13 protein-coding genes are annotated in these 18,293 nt (G+C 63.1%); 12 read left to right on the top strand and 1 reads right to left on the bottom strand.

All coding sequences use genetic code 11. The features are described from left to right. Positions 1-237 precede the first annotated feature (237 nt). From ACRQHG_RS03360 to ACRQHG_RS03325, 8 genes are all read left to right on the top strand, one after another. Positions 238-720 carry a tetratricopeptide repeat protein gene (locus ACRQHG_RS03360; protein WP_026428701.1) on the top strand — a complete coding sequence of 161 codons (483 nt, stop codon included), beginning with the start codon at positions 238-240 and terminating at the stop codon, positions 718-720. Positions 721-741: 21 nt separating this feature from the next. Next, positions 742-2,004 carry a hypothetical protein gene (locus tag ACRQHG_RS03355; protein ID WP_435719494.1) on the top strand — a complete coding sequence of 421 codons (1,263 nt, stop codon included), beginning with the start codon at positions 742-744 and terminating at the stop codon, positions 2,002-2,004. Positions 2,005-2,087: 83 nt separating this feature from the next. After that, positions 2,088-3,911 carry a glycoside hydrolase family 13 protein gene (locus ACRQHG_RS03350; RefSeq protein WP_435719493.1) on the top strand — a complete coding sequence of 608 codons (1,824 nt, stop codon included), beginning with the start codon at positions 2,088-2,090 and terminating at the stop codon, positions 3,909-3,911. A gap of 247 nt (positions 3,912-4,158) precedes the next feature. Further along, positions 4,159-5,511: an ABC transporter substrate-binding protein gene (locus ACRQHG_RS03345; RefSeq protein ID WP_435719491.1), complete on the top strand. Its 1,353-nt coding sequence runs from the start codon at positions 4,159-4,161 to the stop codon at positions 5,509-5,511. 160 nt (positions 5,512-5,671) lie between these two features. Then, the gene (locus ACRQHG_RS03340) at positions 5,672-6,514 is read left to right on the top strand and encodes a carbohydrate ABC transporter permease (protein WP_101595492.1); all 843 of its coding nucleotides are present in this window, start codon (positions 5,672-5,674) and stop codon (positions 6,512-6,514) included. 158 nt (positions 6,515-6,672) lie between these two features. Further along, on the top strand, positions 6,673-7,503 hold the full coding sequence (locus tag ACRQHG_RS03335; RefSeq protein ID WP_435719586.1) for a carbohydrate ABC transporter permease: 831 nt from the start codon (positions 6,673-6,675) through the stop codon (positions 7,501-7,503). 179 nt (positions 7,504-7,682) lie between these two features. After that, positions 7,683-8,405 carry a hypothetical protein gene (locus ACRQHG_RS03330; RefSeq protein WP_435719490.1) on the top strand — a complete coding sequence of 241 codons (723 nt, stop codon included), beginning with the start codon at positions 7,683-7,685 and terminating at the stop codon, positions 8,403-8,405. Between the two features lie 659 nt (positions 8,406-9,064). Continuing rightward, positions 9,065-10,210 carry an MFS transporter gene (locus tag ACRQHG_RS03325; protein WP_435719488.1) on the top strand — a complete coding sequence of 382 codons (1,146 nt, stop codon included), beginning with the start codon at positions 9,065-9,067 and terminating at the stop codon, positions 10,208-10,210. A 281-nt stretch (positions 10,211-10,491) separates the two neighbouring features. Here the strand turns inward: ACRQHG_RS03325 and ACRQHG_RS03320 are convergent, their stop codons facing one another. Continuing rightward, positions 10,492-12,855 carry a glycogen/starch/alpha-glucan phosphorylase gene (locus ACRQHG_RS03320; RefSeq protein WP_435719487.1) on the bottom strand — a complete coding sequence of 788 codons (2,364 nt, stop codon included), beginning with the start codon at positions 12,853-12,855 and terminating at the stop codon, positions 10,492-10,494. A 284-nt stretch (positions 12,856-13,139) separates the two neighbouring features. Here ACRQHG_RS03320 and ACRQHG_RS03315 point away from each other — a divergent pair, with 284 nt between their 5' ends. From ACRQHG_RS03315 to ACRQHG_RS03300, 4 genes are all read left to right on the top strand, one after another. Next, on the top strand, positions 13,140-14,423 hold the full coding sequence (locus ACRQHG_RS03315) for an adenylosuccinate synthase (protein WP_435719486.1): 1,284 nt from the start codon (positions 13,140-13,142) through the stop codon (positions 14,421-14,423). A gap of 408 nt (positions 14,424-14,831) precedes the next feature. Next, complete coding sequence (locus tag ACRQHG_RS03310; protein ID WP_435719485.1) at positions 14,832-15,860, top strand: phosphoribosylaminoimidazolesuccinocarboxamide synthase; 1,029 nt, start codon at positions 14,832-14,834, stop codon at positions 15,858-15,860. A gap of 72 nt (positions 15,861-15,932) precedes the next feature. Further along, positions 15,933-17,282 carry an NADP-specific glutamate dehydrogenase gene (gene gdhA / locus ACRQHG_RS03305; RefSeq protein WP_435713383.1) on the top strand — a complete coding sequence of 450 codons (1,350 nt, stop codon included), beginning with the start codon at positions 15,933-15,935 and terminating at the stop codon, positions 17,280-17,282. A gap of 108 nt (positions 17,283-17,390) precedes the next feature. Next, positions 17,391-17,765: a sterol carrier family protein gene (locus ACRQHG_RS03300; RefSeq protein ID WP_435713384.1), complete on the top strand. Its 375-nt coding sequence runs from the start codon at positions 17,391-17,393 to the stop codon at positions 17,763-17,765. Positions 17,766-18,293: the final 528 nt, after the last annotated feature.

The following is an 18,293-nucleotide window of genomic DNA, read 5'->3' as shown; positions in this document are numbered from 1 at the left end:
GAGCGTGAGAGCGCCCGGCCTCCCGCCTTTCGCGTGCCCGCCCGAGCGTCGGCACGGTGCGCGGTGCGCGGCACGGTGCGCGGGAACCGCTGCGACGCTTCGGGTACCCACGTCAGGTACACCTTCCCCGGGTTTGTGTTTCCGCTCACAAGTTATAGAATGGTCAGTGGTCCAGGCCACGGCCTCGCGCCGGCGGCCGCTCTCACGTAACCGAACAAGTCAGAAAGAAGCCCGCACATGACGCAAACACCAGTCACTCCCGCGCATCCGGAGCCTGCCGCCCGCGATCCGCACGAGGGCAAGCGTGCGGGCCTTGCCTATTTCAACGATGCCCAGCAGGCCTTCAGTGCCGGCAATATTAAGGATGCCATCGAGCTCTACCGCGCCGCCGCGGATGCCTTCGAGCGCGACCCGGAGCTCTACCTCGAGCGCGCCGTCACCAACGGCCAGCTGGGCATTTCCCTCAAGGCCGTGGGGGAGATGGACGAGGCGGCGGATCGGCTCGGCCGTGCCATTTCGCTCTTCCAGCAGTTCCCGGAAAATGGCGATGCCGCTGTGAGCATGGGCAATTGCTTCTGGCATATCGGGGAGATCAACGAGGAAGCCGGCGATTTCGACGCCGCCCGCATTTCCTACAACCAGGCGTATTCGGCCTACCGCACCGCGCCGAATACCCAGGAGCTCCAGATCGAAGTCCTCCAAAAACTGCGGTCTATCTAGGCCGACTCATCAATTTCAACGATGTCTATGCACGCCACCGTTACCGAGCTGCTGCGCGCCGGGCTCGCCGCCCTCGAGCGCCACAATGAAGATGAGGCCCGCGCCCGTTTCGTGGAGGCGCGGGAAACCGAGCGCTGCGCCGCGGGTGGCCGGGGCGCCGGCGGCATTCTCGCGGGCGGCACCCTTCCCGCTGCCGCCCATTCGAGCGGCGCCCTTTCCGATTCCGCACTTCCAGGCACTTCCGCGCCTGAACTTTTTGCCCGGGTGAGCGACCCGGATGCCCTGTATTTCGCGGCGCTGGCCACCGGGCAGCTGGGGGAGAACCCCCTCGGCCTCGCGCGCCGCGCCGTGGAGGCGTATCGCGCGGCGCCGGCGTCCTTGCGGGCTGCGCGCGCCTGGGAAACGTACGGATATTTTTTGCACGACGGCGGGGGCGACGCCGCAGCCGCTCAGGCCATGCGGGAGGCGGCTGGCGTGTACGCAGCCCTGGGCGGGCACGAAGCCCAGCAGGCCAATGCGCTGTATAACGCTGGAATCTCTTACGCGGAAGCCGGTGACTTAGCCGCTGCTATCGCGGCTTTGGAAGCGGCGTTGCTGCCCGCGGGTGCGCTGCCGGAGGTGGATCTGGGGCGGGTGGCTATCCGGGCCACCCTCGCCGCGGCGCGCTTGGATGCCGGGCAGTTCGCGGCGGCCGCGCGCGATTACCGGGCGGCGGAGGATGCTTTCGCGGCGCTCCCCGGCCAGGAATTTAATGCGATTGATTGCGCTTTCGGGCGAGCCCGCGCGGTGCTCGGAAGCGGGGACTACCCGGCCGCCGCGGCGCATTTCGCGGAGGTAGCGGCGCGCGCCACGGAGCTGGCCGGCGGGAAGCCGGCTGGCGAGCGTGCCGATGCGGCGGGTGTGCCCGAGCCAAGCACCACCGCCACCGAAGCCGAGCTCGCTGCCTGGGAAGTCGCCGCCATGTCCTGGCATCACGTTGCGGTGGCCCAGGCCAAAAACGGCGCGCCCGCGCAGGGCGTTCCCGCCATGCGCACAGCTGCCACGATCTACGCAGGGCTGGGCGAGGAACTCTCCGCCGCCCACTGCCGCGGGCTGCTCGGTGATCTACATGCCGAAACGCGGGATATGAACGCCGCGCGCGAGGCTTGGCAGGCCGCCATCGCGGCGCTCGAAGCCGCTGCGGCACAGGCCGCGGCACAGGGCGGGGAACTCCGGGCCGGCCCGGCCCGGGATCTGGAAGAATTCCGCCGCAAACTTCTCGCTGCCGGGGGAGCGCTCGCCTAGCTGCCTGCGTCGTCGTACCTATCACGTAAGCTTGGAAGTGCGGTGCTAACCGGCACCGGTTCCCGGCAACGAAGAGGTTGATCGTGACAGCACAACACCCCGGCACTGTTATCCACCCGCCCCAGCAGCGCGACCAGTGGTGGCGCGATGCCGTTATTTACCAGATTTATCCGCGGTCTTATGCGTCGAGCGGCGGGCCGCTCGGCACCCTGCCCGGCATCACCGAAAAATTCGATTATTTGGAGAAGCTCGGGGTGGATGCGGTGTGGCTTTCGCCCTTTTATGTATCCCCGCAATTCGATGCCGGGTACGACGTGGCCGATTATCGCGACGTCGATCCGCGCTTCGGCACCCTCGCCGATGCCGAGCGGCTTATCGAGGCTGCCCACGCGCACGGCATGAAAATCATTGTGGATATCGTCCCGAACCACACCTCCTGGGATCACAAGCTTTTCCGGGAAGCGGTGCTGGCCGGCGCGGGTGCCCCGCAGCGCGATAATTTCTGGTTTCGGCCCGGGCGCGGGGAGGACGGAAGCGAGCCGCCCACGGATTGGCTGTCCTCCTTCGGCGGGCCGGCCTGGTCGCAGGTCAAGGACATTCCCTGGGTGAAAGGCACCCCGCAGGAGCACGAAGAAACCTGGTACCTGCATCTGTTTGACCGTTCGCAGCCGGATGTCAACTGGGAAAGCCCAGCTATTCATGATGAATTTGCTCACACCATTCGTTTCTGGATGGATCGCGGCGTGGACGGCCTGCGGGTGGATGTGGCCCACGGCCTGGCCAAAGACCCGGCCCTCCCGGACTGGCCCTACAAGGTGGAGGACGTGCGCTACAACCCGGACGTGAACGTGCCGCCCGCCCCCATGGCCAACCAGCCCGCCGTCCACGATATTTACCGCGAATGGCGCGCGATCCTGGATGAATACGGGCGCGATCGCATGATGGTGGCCGAAGCCTGGGTGGATACCGAGGAAGACCTGGCTCGCTACGTGCGCAGCGACGAAATGCAACAGGCTTTCAACTTCGAATACCTTTCTGCGCCCTGGCGTGCGGACCGCATTAATGCGCTCATCGAATCCTCGCTGCGGGCCACCGACGCCGTGGGCGCCCCCACCACCTGGGTGCTCTCCAATCACGACACCCTGCGCGCCACCTCGCGCCTGGGCCTGGAGGGCGTGACCACCGGCTGGTGCGGGAACGGCCCGAGCGGCATCGGCCCCGCTGACCCGCAGCCCGATGCGGAGCTGGGGGCGCGCCGGGCCCGTGCCTGGCACACCCTCACGGCGGCGCTGCCCGGGTCCTACTACCTCTACCAGGGCGAAGAGCTCGAACTGCCCGAAGCCACCCAGCTGCCGCCCGAATCCCGCGAAGATCCCACCTTCGCGCGCACCGGCGGCGCGGAGCTGGGCCGCGACGGCTGCCGGGTGCCCATCCCCTGGCGTGCGGACGCCCCGGCCTTCGGATTCTCACCCGAGGGGCAAAGCTGGCTGCCCCAACCCGCGGACTGGCGCCGTTTCGCGGTGGACGCGCAGGAAGCCGATCCGGAATCCGCGCTCGCCTACTACACGGAGCTGCTGCACCTGCGGGCCCGATACGACCTGGGCCTGGGCGGATTGCGCCGCGCGCCCGAGTATGCCGGCAGCGGCGTCGCGCTCATCAATTTTGCGGGCGACGACGCCGCCATTTCCGCGAGCGCCACGTCCGCTGGCGGCGAGGCTGCGCAAGGCGACGACGCCGCCACTTCACGCGGGGACCTCTTGATTATGACGGCCTTTGCCGAGCCCCTACCCCTGCCCGAAGGCTGGGCGGTGCTCCTCAGCTCCGCGCCGTTGGAAGAAGGGGTGCTCCCGCCCGATACCACGGTCTACCTGGTGCCTTTCAGCACGGATACCGAGGAGGGATGCTGATGGCGCGGCTGGCGGCGTCGTCGCCCCAATGGTGCGCCCGCCACAACGGGCGCGGCCACCATGGGCGTGCCCGTCGCAACCCCCGGACGCACACGCGAAGGTGATATTAAATTAGAACTGTAGAACGCAAGATAAGTCACACTGTGGTGTAAACTAGTACCACCACACAGGCAAGGGAGCCGGGCGCTACGGTGCTGTCGCGGTTGCGGCTTTCTTGCTGGCATTGACGATCATAGGAGACGTAACGATGCATTCAGTGAAGAAGATTGCGGCCCTCGCCGCAGCTGGGTTGGTGGCCATCGCGGGATTGGGTGGCTGCGTATCCAATTCCGATAGTGGCGGAGGAAGCGAAGGCGGGGCCGGCAAGGTCTACTTCCTCAACTACAAGCCGGAATCGGACCAGGCCTTCCAAGAATTGGCGAAGAAATACCACGAACAAACCGGGGTGGATATTAAGATCGTATCCGCGACCGGTGGTTCGTATGAGCCCACCCTCGCCAATGAGCTCGGGCGCGCGGATGGCCCCACTATTTTCCGCGTGGACGGCCCCATCGGCCTGGCCAAATGGAAGCAGTACGCCAGCGATATTTCCGATGCTCCTTTCATTGAGGCCATGACGGATAAGGATATGGCCCTCAAGGGAGATGACGGCAAGATTTACGGCGTCCCCCACGCGGTGGAAGGCTACGGCATCATTTACAACGATGCGATTTTGCAGAAGTACTTCGCGCTGCCGGGTGCCAAGGCGAAGTCCGTGGATGAGATCAAGAACTTTGACAAGCTCAAGGAAGTCGCGGACGATATGCAGGCCAAGAAGGACGAGCTCGGCATCAAGGGCGCCTTCGCGGTCACCTCGCTCTCCCCGAATGAGGATTGGCGCTGGCAGACCCACCTCATGAACTGGCCGCTCTTCTACGAACTGCGGGATAAGGGCGTGCAGGACACCGGGAGTATCGAAGGTACCTACCTGGATAATATGAAGAAGATCTTCGACCTGTACCTCACCGATTCCACGGTGGATCCCTCGCAAACCACCGCGAAGGCGGTCACCGATTCCATGGCGGAATTCGCGCTCGGCCAGGTGGCTTTCGTGCAGAACGGTAACTGGGCCTGGTCGCAGATTGATGGGGTGGATGGCAATACCGTCAAGGCGGAAGATATCCACTTCCTGCCCATCTACATGGGTGTCAAGGGTGAAGAAAAGGCCGGTATCTCGGTGGGTACCGAAGCTTACCTGACCATCAACAACAAGGCCTCGGATGCCGATAAGAAGGCGTCGATGGACTTCCTCAACTGGATGCTCAATGATCCCACCGGCGCCAAGCTCTGCGCGGAGGACCTCGGCTTCATCGCCCCCTTCAAGGAATATGCCAGCCTCTCGCCCACCGACCCGCTCGGTAAGGAAGTCATCAAGTACATGAAGGATACCGAGCACTACAACGTGGCCTGGGACTTCCAGGTGGCTCCGTCCATGGACTTCAAGAACGGGCTGGGCCAGCACCTGAGCCAGTACGCCGTCGGTAAGGAAAGCTGGGATCAGGTGAAGGACTACTTCGTCACCCAGTGGAACACTGAGAAGGCAGCTGCCGGGGTGAAGTAGCTGGGCGGTGCGGGCGCCACGCGCGGGTGCGCGGCGCGGAACGCAAGTCAATAAGCGCGCCACGCAGCGCCCGCACCTACTGCTACCACACCTGCCTTGCCTGAGGTGAGGCGCGGGGCTCACCATCGCGGTGGGCCCCGCCTCTCACAGGGGGTTTCTCATGAAAACATTGAAAAAACACGGGCTTGCCTTCGTGGGGCCCACGTACGTGGCGTTCGGGATCGCATTCCTCGCCCCGTTCTTTATCGGTATTTATCTTTCGTTCACGAATTTCACCACGCTGGATGATGCCACCTGGGTGGGCGTGCAGAATTACGTCAATGCCTTCACGGAGCAACAAAACTACGTTGGGGCTTTGATCTTCACGGCTTCGGTGGCGATCGTATCCATTATCAGCGTCAATATCATCGCGTTCTTCCTGGCGTATCTGCTTACGCAGAAGCTACCCGCCACGAATTTCTATCGCACGATCTTCTTTATGCCGAATCTCATCGGCGGGATCGTGCTGGGCTACACCTGGCAGTCCCTCCTCAACGCGGTTCTTTCCAATTACGGCACCACGCTGGTCAATGATTCGAAATACGGTTTCATCGGCCTTATCTTGCTGGTTAATTGGCAGATGATCGGCTACATGATGATCATCTACATCGCCGGCTTCCAGAATGTTCCCGCCGAACTCAACGAAGCCGCGCAGATCGACGGCGCCAGCCGCTGGCGCACCCTGCGCTCGGTCACCATCCCGATGATGATGCCCTCGATTACGATCTGCCTCTTCCTGACGCTGGCGAATACCTTCAAGATTTACGACCAAAACCTGGCGCTCACGAACGGCGCCCCCATGCGGGAAACCGAAATGGCGGCGCTTAATATCGTCAAGAGCATGTATGAGCAGGTCGGGCAGCAGGGAGTATCGCAGGCCAAGGCCGTGATCTTCTTCCTCATCGTCTCCTCGATTGCGCTCATCCAGCTGCGCGCCACCCGCACGAAGGAGGTGGACCTGTGAGTACCGAAACTGGCAAACGCGCGGTCGCCGCTGAGTCCCAGGGCGCCGTCGTACCCGCGGAAACGCGTACGGAAGCGCGCGATTCTACACGCGCGGAAGCGCGCGGCACCGTTCCCACGGCGAAACCGAAGCTCAAGGCTCCGCGCCACCGGGTGCGCATGACCCCCGGGCGCTGGGCGGCGGTGGTTTTCCTCGGGATTCTGTCCGTGATTTACGTGGTGCCGCTGCTCTTCATCCTCGTCAATTCTTTCAAGGGCCGCTTCTTCATTTCGGACGACCCCTTCAGCCTGCCGGCCGGCGAAACCTTCGCGGGGATGGATAATTACCAGACCGCGCTGAGCCTGTCCGGTTTTATGCGGGCCCTGGGCTGGTCGTTCTTCGTGACGGTGGCGTCCGTGCTGGTCATTGTATTCTTCTGCGCGATGACGGCGTACTACCTGGCGCGGGTGCGGAGCTGGTGGACCTCGCTGCTGTACTACCTGCTGGTATTCTCCATGGTGGCGCCCTTCCAGATGGTCATGTTCCCGACCGTGAAAATCGCGGACAAGCTGGGGCTGTCCTCGCCGTGGGGCCTAGTGGTGCTGTACCTGGGCTTCGGGGCGGGGCTTTCGGTATTTATTTTCGCGGGCTTCGTGCGGTCGATTCCCGGCGAAATCGAGGAGGCGGCGTCCATCGACGGCGCCGGGCCCTTCAAGACCTACTTCCAGGTGGTCATGCCGATGCTCAAGCCCACGGCGGTCACGGTCGCGATCCTCAACACCATGTGGATTTGGAACGACTTCCTCCTCCCGAACCTCGTGATCGGGCGCGAGGAGGCCTACCGGACTGTCCCGGTGGTGATCCAATTCCTGGTGGGCTCGAATGGAAATAAGGATCTGGGTGCGCAAATGGCGGTGCTGGTGCTCGCCATTATCCCGATTATTATTTTCTATCTCTTTGCGCAGCGCTATATTGTGGAAGGCGTTGCGGCGGGTTCCGTCAAGGGTTAAGAAGTACGACGACGACGCGGCGCCGCGCACCCGAAACCGGGCGCGCGGCGCCGTAGCTCAGCCACGAGGGGCTTGAGCCGTGAGGCGCTGGTCGGCGGGCGCCGGTCCGCGGGGCTTCGCTTGCCGCACAAGCCCGTAGCGCTTCCACCCGCGGGCGCGCCACGAACTGAAGGAGATGTATGCGCCGGATTTTCGATCCTGACTCACCTTTCCAGCGCGGACTTTCCGACGCCGTCATCCTGGTGGAGCTCAATATTATTACCCTGCTCGGGCTGCTCCCGGTGGTGAGCGGGGGAGCCAGCCTGGTGGCCTCGGCGCGGGTGAGCGCCCAGCTGCTTCGCGGCGAAGCGCCCCGGCCCTGGCGCCTGTGGTGGCAGCATTTCCGCGCTGCTCTGCTGCCTTCGCTGGCCTGGTGGCTGCCCACCCTCGGGCTCCTCGGCCTGGCCTGGTGGGAAAACCGCTGGGTCTCCGGCCTCGCCGCCCCCGCGGCCGATTCTGCCCTCGCCGGTCTCCCCGCCGTTGACTCCGCCGCGGCGCTCACTACTGACCCCGCAATCGCCGCGGATCCACGGCTGGCCGGTATCCTCTCCGGCCTTATTATCGTGGCCCTCCTGCTTGTGCTGGCAGTGCTGGTCTGGCTGGTGACGCTCCAGGCATTCTTCTCCAACGCCTTCCTGGAACACCTAGGTAACTCGGTGCTCCTCGCCATCACCCGGCCGCTACGCACGGCCGCGTGCGTAGCGGCCGCAGTGGCGCTCCCGCTGGCCTGGCTTTATGCGCCGGTATCGCGCTTGGCCATTTTCTGGGCATTGGCGCTGGTCGGGCTGAGCGTCCCGCTCTACCTCACGGCTTGGCTGCAACGCCCGGTCCTCGATGCTCTCCTCGCCGAAGCCGAAGGTTAGCCCGCAGCGCCGGCAGCTGCCAGCCTCTCGGCATCCCCCCGGACAGCGGCCCGCCATTCCCGGCCCGGAAACAAAGTGGTACTGGAGCTACAGCCAAACCCTGAATTTCTGTCGTGCAGTACCACTCTGTGCGTTCCGCTGTCGTGGAGTACCACTTTGTTGGGCAGCAGGAGGTGGCAGCGGGTTAGCCCCGGCGGCCCCGAAATGAAGTGCGCGTAAGAGCACCGTTTCGGGGCGATTTCCTGTCTCTAACGCGCACTTGACGGGGGTGACGGTTCGAAATGCGCACTCTGAGGAGAGGAGAGACCAGCCCGGCTAACAAAATTACGTAGGTGACAGTTTTTCCGCGATTTAATGTCCGTGGCGTACACTCTGCGCCCCTAACAGTCCGAAATGCACGTTTTGCAGCCCTGAAACTTGAAAATGATCATCCACTCCACCGACCCCGCTCCGCGGGAAGTTGGTCCACGGAATGCAAGGGTGTTGGCTCGAGCTGCTACTCGCCCGGCCCGAAGGCGGGGTGCTTTTTCCGAGATGTACTTCGCGTGTACGACATCTGCACTACAGCTCGGAAAACACCTACCACCTCCCCGGGGGTGCGGACGCCTGGCCCTTGTGTAACTCTCGGAATTTCGGAATTGAGGATGTACCCTTATGAAATGCGTAAAGCTTTAGCCCTCTTAGGTCTCTGCACCCTGGCGGTTGCCTGCTTCAGTGCGGTCGATAACCTGTACTTCACGCAGTTCCTCGGGCGAGACCTGGTTTTCCTCGGTGTCATGGTGTCGGTTTTCAATGTCACCGTTTCTCTGGCGGAACTTCCGTTTTCCGTACTCTTTGACCGCTACTCGCAGCGCGCGGTTCTTCTTGCGGGCATCGTGGTACGCATCGTCGCTTTCGCGGCATTTTTCTGGGCGGTGAACGACGGCGTCCTATTGACCGGTCAGTTCCTCGCAGGAATCGCCAGTGCCGCTATGAGTGGCACTCTTGAGGCGCTGGTGATGAACCAGGTCGATACCTCGACCGCCGAAAAATCAAGCAAAACATTGACGGTCATGCAGTTCGTGCGGTCGGGTACCTCCCTCCTGGGTGGCTTGGCTGGAGTGGCGGTTTATGCGATCTGGCCGCCGGCGATCTGGCTGCTTGGCATCGCGGCGCTTGTTGGTGCAGCGATGGTCTCCTGGACGGTTCCTGATTCGCGGGAAGCTGCCGAATATACCTGGCGGGAACTCGGCGCAAATCTGAAAACCGCGGTGTGGTCACACCAGGCACTCGCCTTAATCCTCGTTAATTCGGCAGCGCTCGGGCCGTTCATGCTCTGGCAAATCAAGTTCGGCCAGGCCTCACTCTGGCTGGTGGCAGCTGGTTACGCTGCCATGTGCCTGGGTGGTTTGGGCGCGGCCACCCTCCAGGAGAAACTCAATATTCCTTCGCGGTGGGCCTGGGCTGTGGCGGTCGCCAATATTCTGGCCGCGGCGCTCTTCGCGCTTGCCCAGCAGCAGTTCTTTGTGTGGATAACGTTCGCCCTCCACGTGGCCATGCAAACAATCTTGATCATCCAGGTCTCCGGGCGTTACCACACCCGAATCTCCGATAGCGTGCGAGCAAGTGCCCTATCGGTGATCTCCCTGGCCGACTCCATCGTCACGGCATTATTCGCCCCGGCAGTCGCGGCAATCGGGCTGGCCTGCGGCTTGGATAAAGCGATTATGCTGTCCGCCGCGGTGTACGCACTCATCGCAGTGCTCCTCTTCTTCACCCGAAACGCCGGCTCGGAAAGCAAAACTGCCACACCGACCGCAGCGTGACCAGCTCGCCGCGCGGGTCACGGTCGCTATCCGGGTCCCGGCTGGCCGATAGGTGCGGCGTCGTCGTTCTTAAAAATGAGAGGACGACGGCGCATGAACGTTCGCGGTGGGTAGGCCGGGCGGCGAAACAAAACAAGCGCGGGCGGCGGGATGTGCAAGAATCACACACCCGCCGCCCGCTTAGTTTGCGTGCGCCTTACGCGTAGCCGCCCGCGGTTCGCGTAGCCCCCCGCGGTTCGCGTAGCGTCGCGCAGCCGCCCGCTTAGTTTGGGTAACCGCAGCTACTTAATCGGCGTTGCCTTCACGCCCCAGATATCGCGGCCGTAATCCGCGATGGTGCGGTCGGAGGAGAAGCGGCCCGAGCGGCAGATATTGATCCACGCCTTGCGGCCCCACTCTTCCTGGTTGGCGTAATCCGCGGCCATGCGGTCGCGGGTGGCCCGGTAATCAGCGAAATCGCCGAGCACGTAGTACACGTCCGGGGTCTCCCACGAGGACCCGTCCAGCAAAGACCCGAGGAGATCGTGGAATTCGCCGGTCCCGCCGTCGCTCACGGTGCCGTCCACCAGGGTGTCGAGCACCCGCTTGAGCCCGGGCACGGTTTCGTACCGTTCGCGCGGGTTGTAGTGCGCCCGCAATTCCGGCAGCTCCTCTTCGCGCGCCCCGAAAATATAGGCATTTTCTTCGCCCACGGCGTCCACGATTTCCACGGTAGCGCCGTCCATGGTGCCCAGCGTCAGCGCGCCGTTCATCATGAACTTCATATTGCCGGTACCCGAAGCTTCCTTCCCGGCCAGGGAAATCTGCTCGGAAATATCGGTGGCCGGAATAATATGCTCGGCCGGCGACACATTGTAGTTCTCCACGAAGAGCACGGTGATCTTGCCGCGGGTATCCGCATCATTATTCACCAGCTTCGCCACTTCGTTAATGAACTTGATAATCGCCTTGGCGCGCTTGTAGCCCGGCGCGGCCTTCGCCCCGAAAATAAAGACCCGCGGCGGGACCTCCATGCTGGGATTGTCCTTAATCCGGAAGTACAGATCGAGGATATACAGCGCGTTCATGAGCTGGCGCTTGTATTCGTGCAGGCGCTTAATAATCGTGTCGTAAATAGCATCGGTAGGAATATCGATGCCGTCGCGGCGCTTAATCCAGCGCGCGAAATCACGCTTATTTTCCGCCTTGATCTCCATGAGACGCCGGTAAATATCCGCATTCCCGCGTTCCTCGATGGTGGCCAGTTTATCCAGATCCGTCACCCAGGAATCATCCCCGAGCACCTCGGTCAGCAGCGCGGCCAGGCGCGGATTGCAATTATGCAGCCAGCGGCGCGGGGTCACGCCATTCGTCTTGTTATTGAAACGCTCGGGCCAGATGTCGTACCAGTCGTGGAGGGTATCGCGCTTGAGGATCTCACTGTGAATCGCGGCCACCCCGTTAATGGAGAAGGAGGCATAGCAGGCGATCCACGCCATATGGACCAGCCCGCCGGAGAGCGGTGCCATGTACTCAATCTTGCCCGGGTGGAAACCGGCCTCCGCCAGCTCCGCGCGGAAACGCCGATCCATTTCCGCCACAATGTCATAAATACGCGGGAAAAGCTTGGTGAAAATCGACGTTTCCCAGGTTTCCAGCGCCTCGGCCAGCACCGTGTGGTTGGTGTAGGCGAAGGTCTGGGACACGATCTTCCAGGCATCCTCCCAGCCCAGGCCCTCCTCATCCATGAGCAGGCGCATGAGCTCCGGAATGGCGAGCACCGGGTGGGTGTCATTGAGCTGAATCGAGTTATATTCCCCGAAGGAACGAATATCCCCGTGCGCTTCCTTATGTTCGGCAATGAGGCACTGGAGGGAAGCCGAGCAGAAGAAGTACTGCTGGCGCACCCGCAGCACCTTGCCTTCGTAGGTGGTGTCGTTCGGGTAGAGCACCCGGCACAGGTCGTTCACGCGCTCGCGTTCCACAATCGCATCGGTGAAACGCTGAGAATTGAAGGCATCGTAATCGAATTCTTCGAGGGGCTCCGCCTTCCACAGGCGCAGGGTATTGACATTCGCGGTGCCGTAGCCGGTGATCGGCATATCATAAGGAACCGCCCGCACATCCATATCCGCGAATTTCACGTGCTTGGATTCACTATCCCGGCGCACCACGAAAGGCGAACCGTTTTCCATCCACGGATCGGGTTCTTCCTTCTGGAAACCATCCACGAAGCTCTGCTTGAACAGGCCGTAGCGGTAGAGGATCCCGTAGCCGACCACGGGGAAATTCAGGGTTGCGCACGAATCCATGAAACAGGCGGCCAAGCGCCCCAGCCCACCGTTACCGAGCGCGGCATCGGGTTCTTCATCGAGCACATCGGTGAGGTTGAGGCCGTAATCTTCCAGGGCCGTGCGGGCATCTTCCACCAGACCAAGGTTGACGAGATTATTCAGGAGTGCGCGCCCCATGAGGAATTCCGCGGAGAAGTAGCTGGCGCGCTGACCCTCCCGGTATTTTTTAGTGGTAGCTTCCCAGTTATCGGCCAGCCGGCTCATGGTGAGCTCGGACAGCCCCTCCCAGTAATCGCGCAGGGAGGATCCGGAGGTCGAAACACCGGATACCGAACGGGTAAAAGCCCCGAGTGGTTGAGTCAGTTCAGACATTTTGCTCCTCGAAAGTATTCGGGCACGTGCCTCCTCTACCTTAGCTGAGAAACTTTCTGAAAATGTGCAAAGATGCCCGCGCCGGGCTGTGGCGGTTATTATTGTGTAGTAAAGCGGGACGTTAGCCCGGGGCCTGAGGCTCAACGGGGCGCGGCCATACGGCGGTCGCCCGGTGACCTACGGTCGGCAGCCGGCTGTCCAATGGTGGCGGCACGGTAGCCGCACAGCGGCACGGGCGGCGGAGCTCTTTACACCTGTTTGATATAACGAGGAGATTAGATACTATGCCCGCGGTCATTATTCTCGGCGTCCAGTGGGGCGACGAAGGAAAAGGCAAGGCAACTGACCAGCTCGGCCAGCATGCCGACTATGTTGTGAAATTTAACGGGGGTAATAATGCCGGCCACACGGTCAGCGTGGATGGCCAAAAATTCGCTCTCCACCTCCTCCCGTCCGGAATTCTCAATTCAGATTGCATCTCGGTGATTGGCAACGGCGTCGTCGTTGATCCCGAAGCGCTTTTCGCGGAAATGGCGGAGCTGGAATCGCGCGGCGTCTCCACGAATAACCTCCGCATCGCCGGAAACGCGCACGTCATCACCTCGTACACAAAAATGTTCGACCGCCTCAACGAAGAAGTCCTCGGCGACGGCAAAATCGGCACCACCGGCCGCGGCATCGGCCCCACGTACGCGGATAAAGCCAATCGCGTGGGGATTCGCATCGTCGACCTCGTGCACCCGCGGCGCCTGCGCGGGCAGGTCGAGACCGCGGTGGCGCAGAAAAACTTGGTGTTGCGGGCCCTGGGGCGTGAGGAGATTAATGTCGACGACGTGCTCACCGAGCTGCTCGCCTATGGGGAACGTCTCGCGCCCATGATGATTAGCGCCTCCCGCGAACTCAATCAGGCCCTCGATGAAGGCAAGACGGTTGTTTTCGAAGGCGGGCAATCCACCCTCCTGGATATCGACCACGGCAACTACCCCTATGTGACCTCCTCGAATGCCACGGCCGGCGGGGCGGTCACCGGTAGCGGGGTGGGTCCCACCCGCATCGACCGGGTGGTGGGCATCGTCAAGGCCTATGCCACCCGCGTGGGCGAAGGGCCATTCCCCACCGAATTGCACGGGGACAAGGGTGATTGGCTGCGCGAAGCGGGCGGCGAATATGGGGTCACCACCGGGCGCCCGCGCCGCTGCGGCTGGTATGACGCCCCGGTCACCCGTTACGCGGTGCGGGTCAATGGCCTGACCGACCTGGTCCTCACGAAGCTGGATGTGCTTACCGGCGTGGAGCAGATCCCGGTGTGCGTGGGCTATGAGATCGACGGTCAGCGGGTGCACGAATTCCCCATCGACACCTGGGATTTCGCCAATGCCAAGCCTATTTACGAATACCACCCGGGCTGGACGGAGGACATCTCCACGGTGCGCGACTTCGCGGACCTGCCCGCCAACGCCCAAAGCTACGTGCGCTGGCTGGAGGAGATGGCCGGCTGCCGCTTCTCGCTGATCGGGGTGGGTCCGGATCGCGAGCAAACCATCGTGCTCCACGATCTGCTTGGCTAAGTTGAGCGGCGCGGGCGGCCGGGCGCGGGCGCGCCTGTGCGTGCGGCGTGACGTGGCGCAGGCCCCGGCGTGGCGGCTCGCGGCAGCTCCGTGCTAGTGAAAGCGCCCGCGCGGCCGCGCCGCCAGCTGCCCGGCGGGCAACTGCGCCGTCGTACTTTACCCCGTTTGACCTGCGCTAATGCGCCGTGCGTGACTTAGCTCCCAGGACAGGTGGTAAGAATTCCTTTACTATAAGGAAAAGAAGGTTGTGTGGGGAGGGTCACCTCGGGCCGTGAGTTCGTTATGAGCCGCGGGCCGCGGTTGCGAATAGTGCCGCGATGCGCGGTACGGAACCGGCGGTGGCCCCTCGCGCAGCACCGGAGCGGGAACGCGAAGGAGCCTCCCGCGTGAAGAGATTGAGGGGCGGGAATGTCTACATACACCACAGGTAGCCTTGTCCCCATTCGGGGATGGCAACGCACCTATTCCGGGAAGGTGCACGATTTGTACCGGCCCGTGCCCGGGGGCGCGATGGCCGGGATGGATACCTATCTCATTGTGGCCTCGGATCGCATCGCGGCATTCGACCACGTTGTTCCCACATTCATTCCGGACAAAGGCGAAATCCTCACCCGGATCGCCCGCTGGTGGTTCGACCGCACCGGGGACATCGCGGAAAGCCACTACCTACCCGGCGGCGTCCCGCGGGATATCGCCGCGCGCGGCATCCTAGTGCGAGCCCTGCGCATGCTCCCGTACGAAGTGCTGGTGCGCGGTTATCTGACCGCCGGCGCGGTGCGCTCACTCGAAAGCCTCGGCACCCTCGATGCTATGCGGTACGACGGCGCCATTGAGCTCGGCGCCAAGCTGGAACTACCGTGGGTCGGAATCGCGGAAAAGCGCCGGCCCGGCTGCCCGGATATCCCCATTCCATGGGATGAATTCATGCGGCGAGTGGGGGAGAGCACCGCGGAACGGGTGCGCGTGCTGGCCCTCAACCTCTACCGGCACGCCCACGCCATCGCGCTGGCCCGCGGGCTGGTGCTCGCGGACGCCAAACTGGAATTCGGCACGGATATGGATGCCGGCTCCAGCCGCCTCATCCTGGCCGACGAAGCCTTCACCCCGGATACCGCCCACTACTGGCTCTCCACCGACTACCGCGCGGTGAAAGCGGGGGAGGTGCCGCCCACCCCGGAAGCGCTGCGCCCCTTCGATAAAGACGCCGCCCAGGTCTGGCTCATGTCCGCGCAATCCGGGTGGAATGGCGGAGCAAGGCACCCAGCCGCCGGCCCTCCCCGCCGCTGTGGTGGCCGATATTCGCGAGCGCTACCTGCGGGTATGCGAAATGCTCACCGGGGAGCGCTGGCCCGGGCACTAAGTGTGGCGGGGTGGCGGCTGCCCGGTGGCGCCGTCGTCGTTCTGCACGAACCCCGCACGTACCGCACCTCAATGTGACGTGCACCGCGGAGTGGTGTTCGAGCTTCGAAATCATACCGCGAAAGCACCCGGACGTTTTACCATTTTGATATGCATTACGCGAATAAAGTTTACGATCAGGTCGTCGCCGCCAATCCGGGCGAACCCGAATTCCATCAGGCCGTGCGCGAAGTTTTCGATTCCATCGCCCCGGTCCTCGCGGCTCACCCCGAGTACGCCGACCAAGCCATCCTGGAGCGGCTGGTCGAACCCGAACGTATCATCGCCTTCCGCGTGCCGTGGGTCGATGACGCCGGCAAAATTCGCGTCAATAAAGGCTACCGGGTGCAATTCAACTCCGCGCTCGGCCCGTACAAAGGCGGCTTGCGTTTCCACCCCACCGTCTACCTGGGCATGCTCAAATTCCTCGGCTTCGAGCAAATCTTCAAAAACGCGCTGACCCGCCAACACATCGGCGGCGCCAAAGGCGGCGCGAATTTCGACCCCAAAGGCAAAAGCGATAACGAAGTGATGCGCTTCTGCCAGTCCTTCATGACCGAACTGCAACGCCACATCGGCCCCGATATCGACGTGCCCGCCGGCGACATCGGCGTGGGCGGGCGCGAAATCGGCTACCTGTTCGGCCAGTACCGCCGCATCCGCGATACCTTCGATGCCGGCGTGCTCACCGGCAAGGGCCTCGGCTTCGGCGGCTCGCTCGCCCGCACCGAAGCCACCGGCTACGGCGCGGTCTATTTCGCGGACGCTATGCTCGCCGCGCGCGGGGAGAGCTTGGACGGGCGCACCGTGATCGTCTCCGGTTCCGGGAACGTCGCCCTGTACGCGATCGCGAAGGCGCAGCAGATGGGCGCGCGCGTGGTCACGGCCTCGGATTCTTCCGGGATGGTGTACGACGACGCCGGCATCGACGTCGAGCTGCTTCGCCATATTAAGGAAGATCTGCGCGGGCGGGTCTCTGATTACGCGGCGCAGCGCCCCGGCGCGTGTTACCAGGCCGGTGCGAAGGTGTGGGACCTGGCTGAGCTGGGGATTCGCGCGGATATCGCTTTCCCGTGCGCCACCCAGAACGAGCTCAACGAGGCCGATGCGCGCCAGCTTCTCAACGGGGGAGTGTGCGCGGTGGTGGAAGGCGCGAATATGCCCACCACTTTGGAAGCCACCCACCTGCTCCAGGAAAACGGGGTACTTTTCGCCCCCGGCAAGGCCGCGAACGCCGGCGGGGTGGCCACCTCCGCGCTGGAAATGCAGCAGAATTCCGCGCGGCAAAGCTGGAGCTTCGAGAAGGTAGATGCCAAACTGCACGACATCATGCGCGATATCCACGACACCTCCCTGGATGCCGCCGCCCGCTACGGCCACGAAGGCAACTACGTGGTCGGCGCCAATGCCGCGGGCTTCGAGATGGTCGCCGAGGCGATGATCGCCCAGGGGGTGATCTAGGGGCGGCGTGCGCCGGGCGGATTGCCTACTTCGCCGGGCGGGCGCGCTCGCGGTGGCGCCGTCGTACCTTAGGTGCCGTTGTCATCCAAGGCGTCGTAGAGTGGATCTGTGACACGAAAAATCGATAGCACGGACGCGCTGCCCCTCCTCGCCCGCTTTCGCGCAGGTGAGGAGCTCGGCGCGAGTGAGTCGCGCACGGCTGTGCGGTTTTTGCTCGAGGAATTGGCTGCTCGGCATCCCGGGCACGCGGTGGAAATCCGGGTTCCATATGTTGGCGCGGTGCAGGCGGTTGCCGGGGTGCGCCACCGGCGCGGTACCCCGCCGAATGTGGTCGAATGCGATGCGGGCACGTTCTTGGGATTGTGCGTGGGTACTCTGAACTGGGATGATGCCGTGGCTTCCGGGCGGGTGGACGCCTCCGGAACCCGCGCGAACCTCTCCGAGTTTCTCCCCCTGGTGCATGTGGCCGGTGCGGATCACTGAGCCGAGGGTGCGTGGGGGCTGACGGCGGGAATCCCATCAGTCACACAAGCCTCTAGAGTCTCAATAGTCACACGCGTCCCCGCGGGGGTGGCATGTGTTGTCCGAGCTGTAGTGCATATGTCGTACATGCGAAGTACATCTCGGAAAAACACACCCGACTCCCGCCGGCGCGGGGCAGGTGGAATGGGTCAGATTCAAGCTTCAAGGCCGCAAAACGTGCATTTCGGACCATCATCCTCGTCAAGTGCGCGTAAGAGACACGACATCACTCCAAAACGGTGCTCTTACGCGCACTATGTTTTCGGGGTTGGGCTGGACTCGCCCGGGCTGGACGGGCCCGGGCCGCCAGATGTCAGATCAGCTCCGGGTGGTGACTAGCCACCAGGTCCGCGATGCAGAGACAAAGTGGTACTGGAGAACAGCGGGCCTGACAGAGTGGTACTGCACGACAGAAAATCGGGTCTTGGCTGTAGCTCCAGTACCACTTTGTGATCCGGCGTGATTGAGAGCGGTCAGTGTCGCCGCTGG

It is taken from the genome of Actinotignum vesiculae (assembly GCF_051267215.1).
GTDB classification, from domain to species: domain Bacteria; phylum Actinomycetota; class Actinomycetes; order Actinomycetales; family Actinomycetaceae; genus Actinotignum; species Actinotignum schaalii.
The sequence above is the reverse complement of the archived record's forward strand: the minus strand, read 5'-3'. Positions and strand labels throughout refer to the sequence as shown.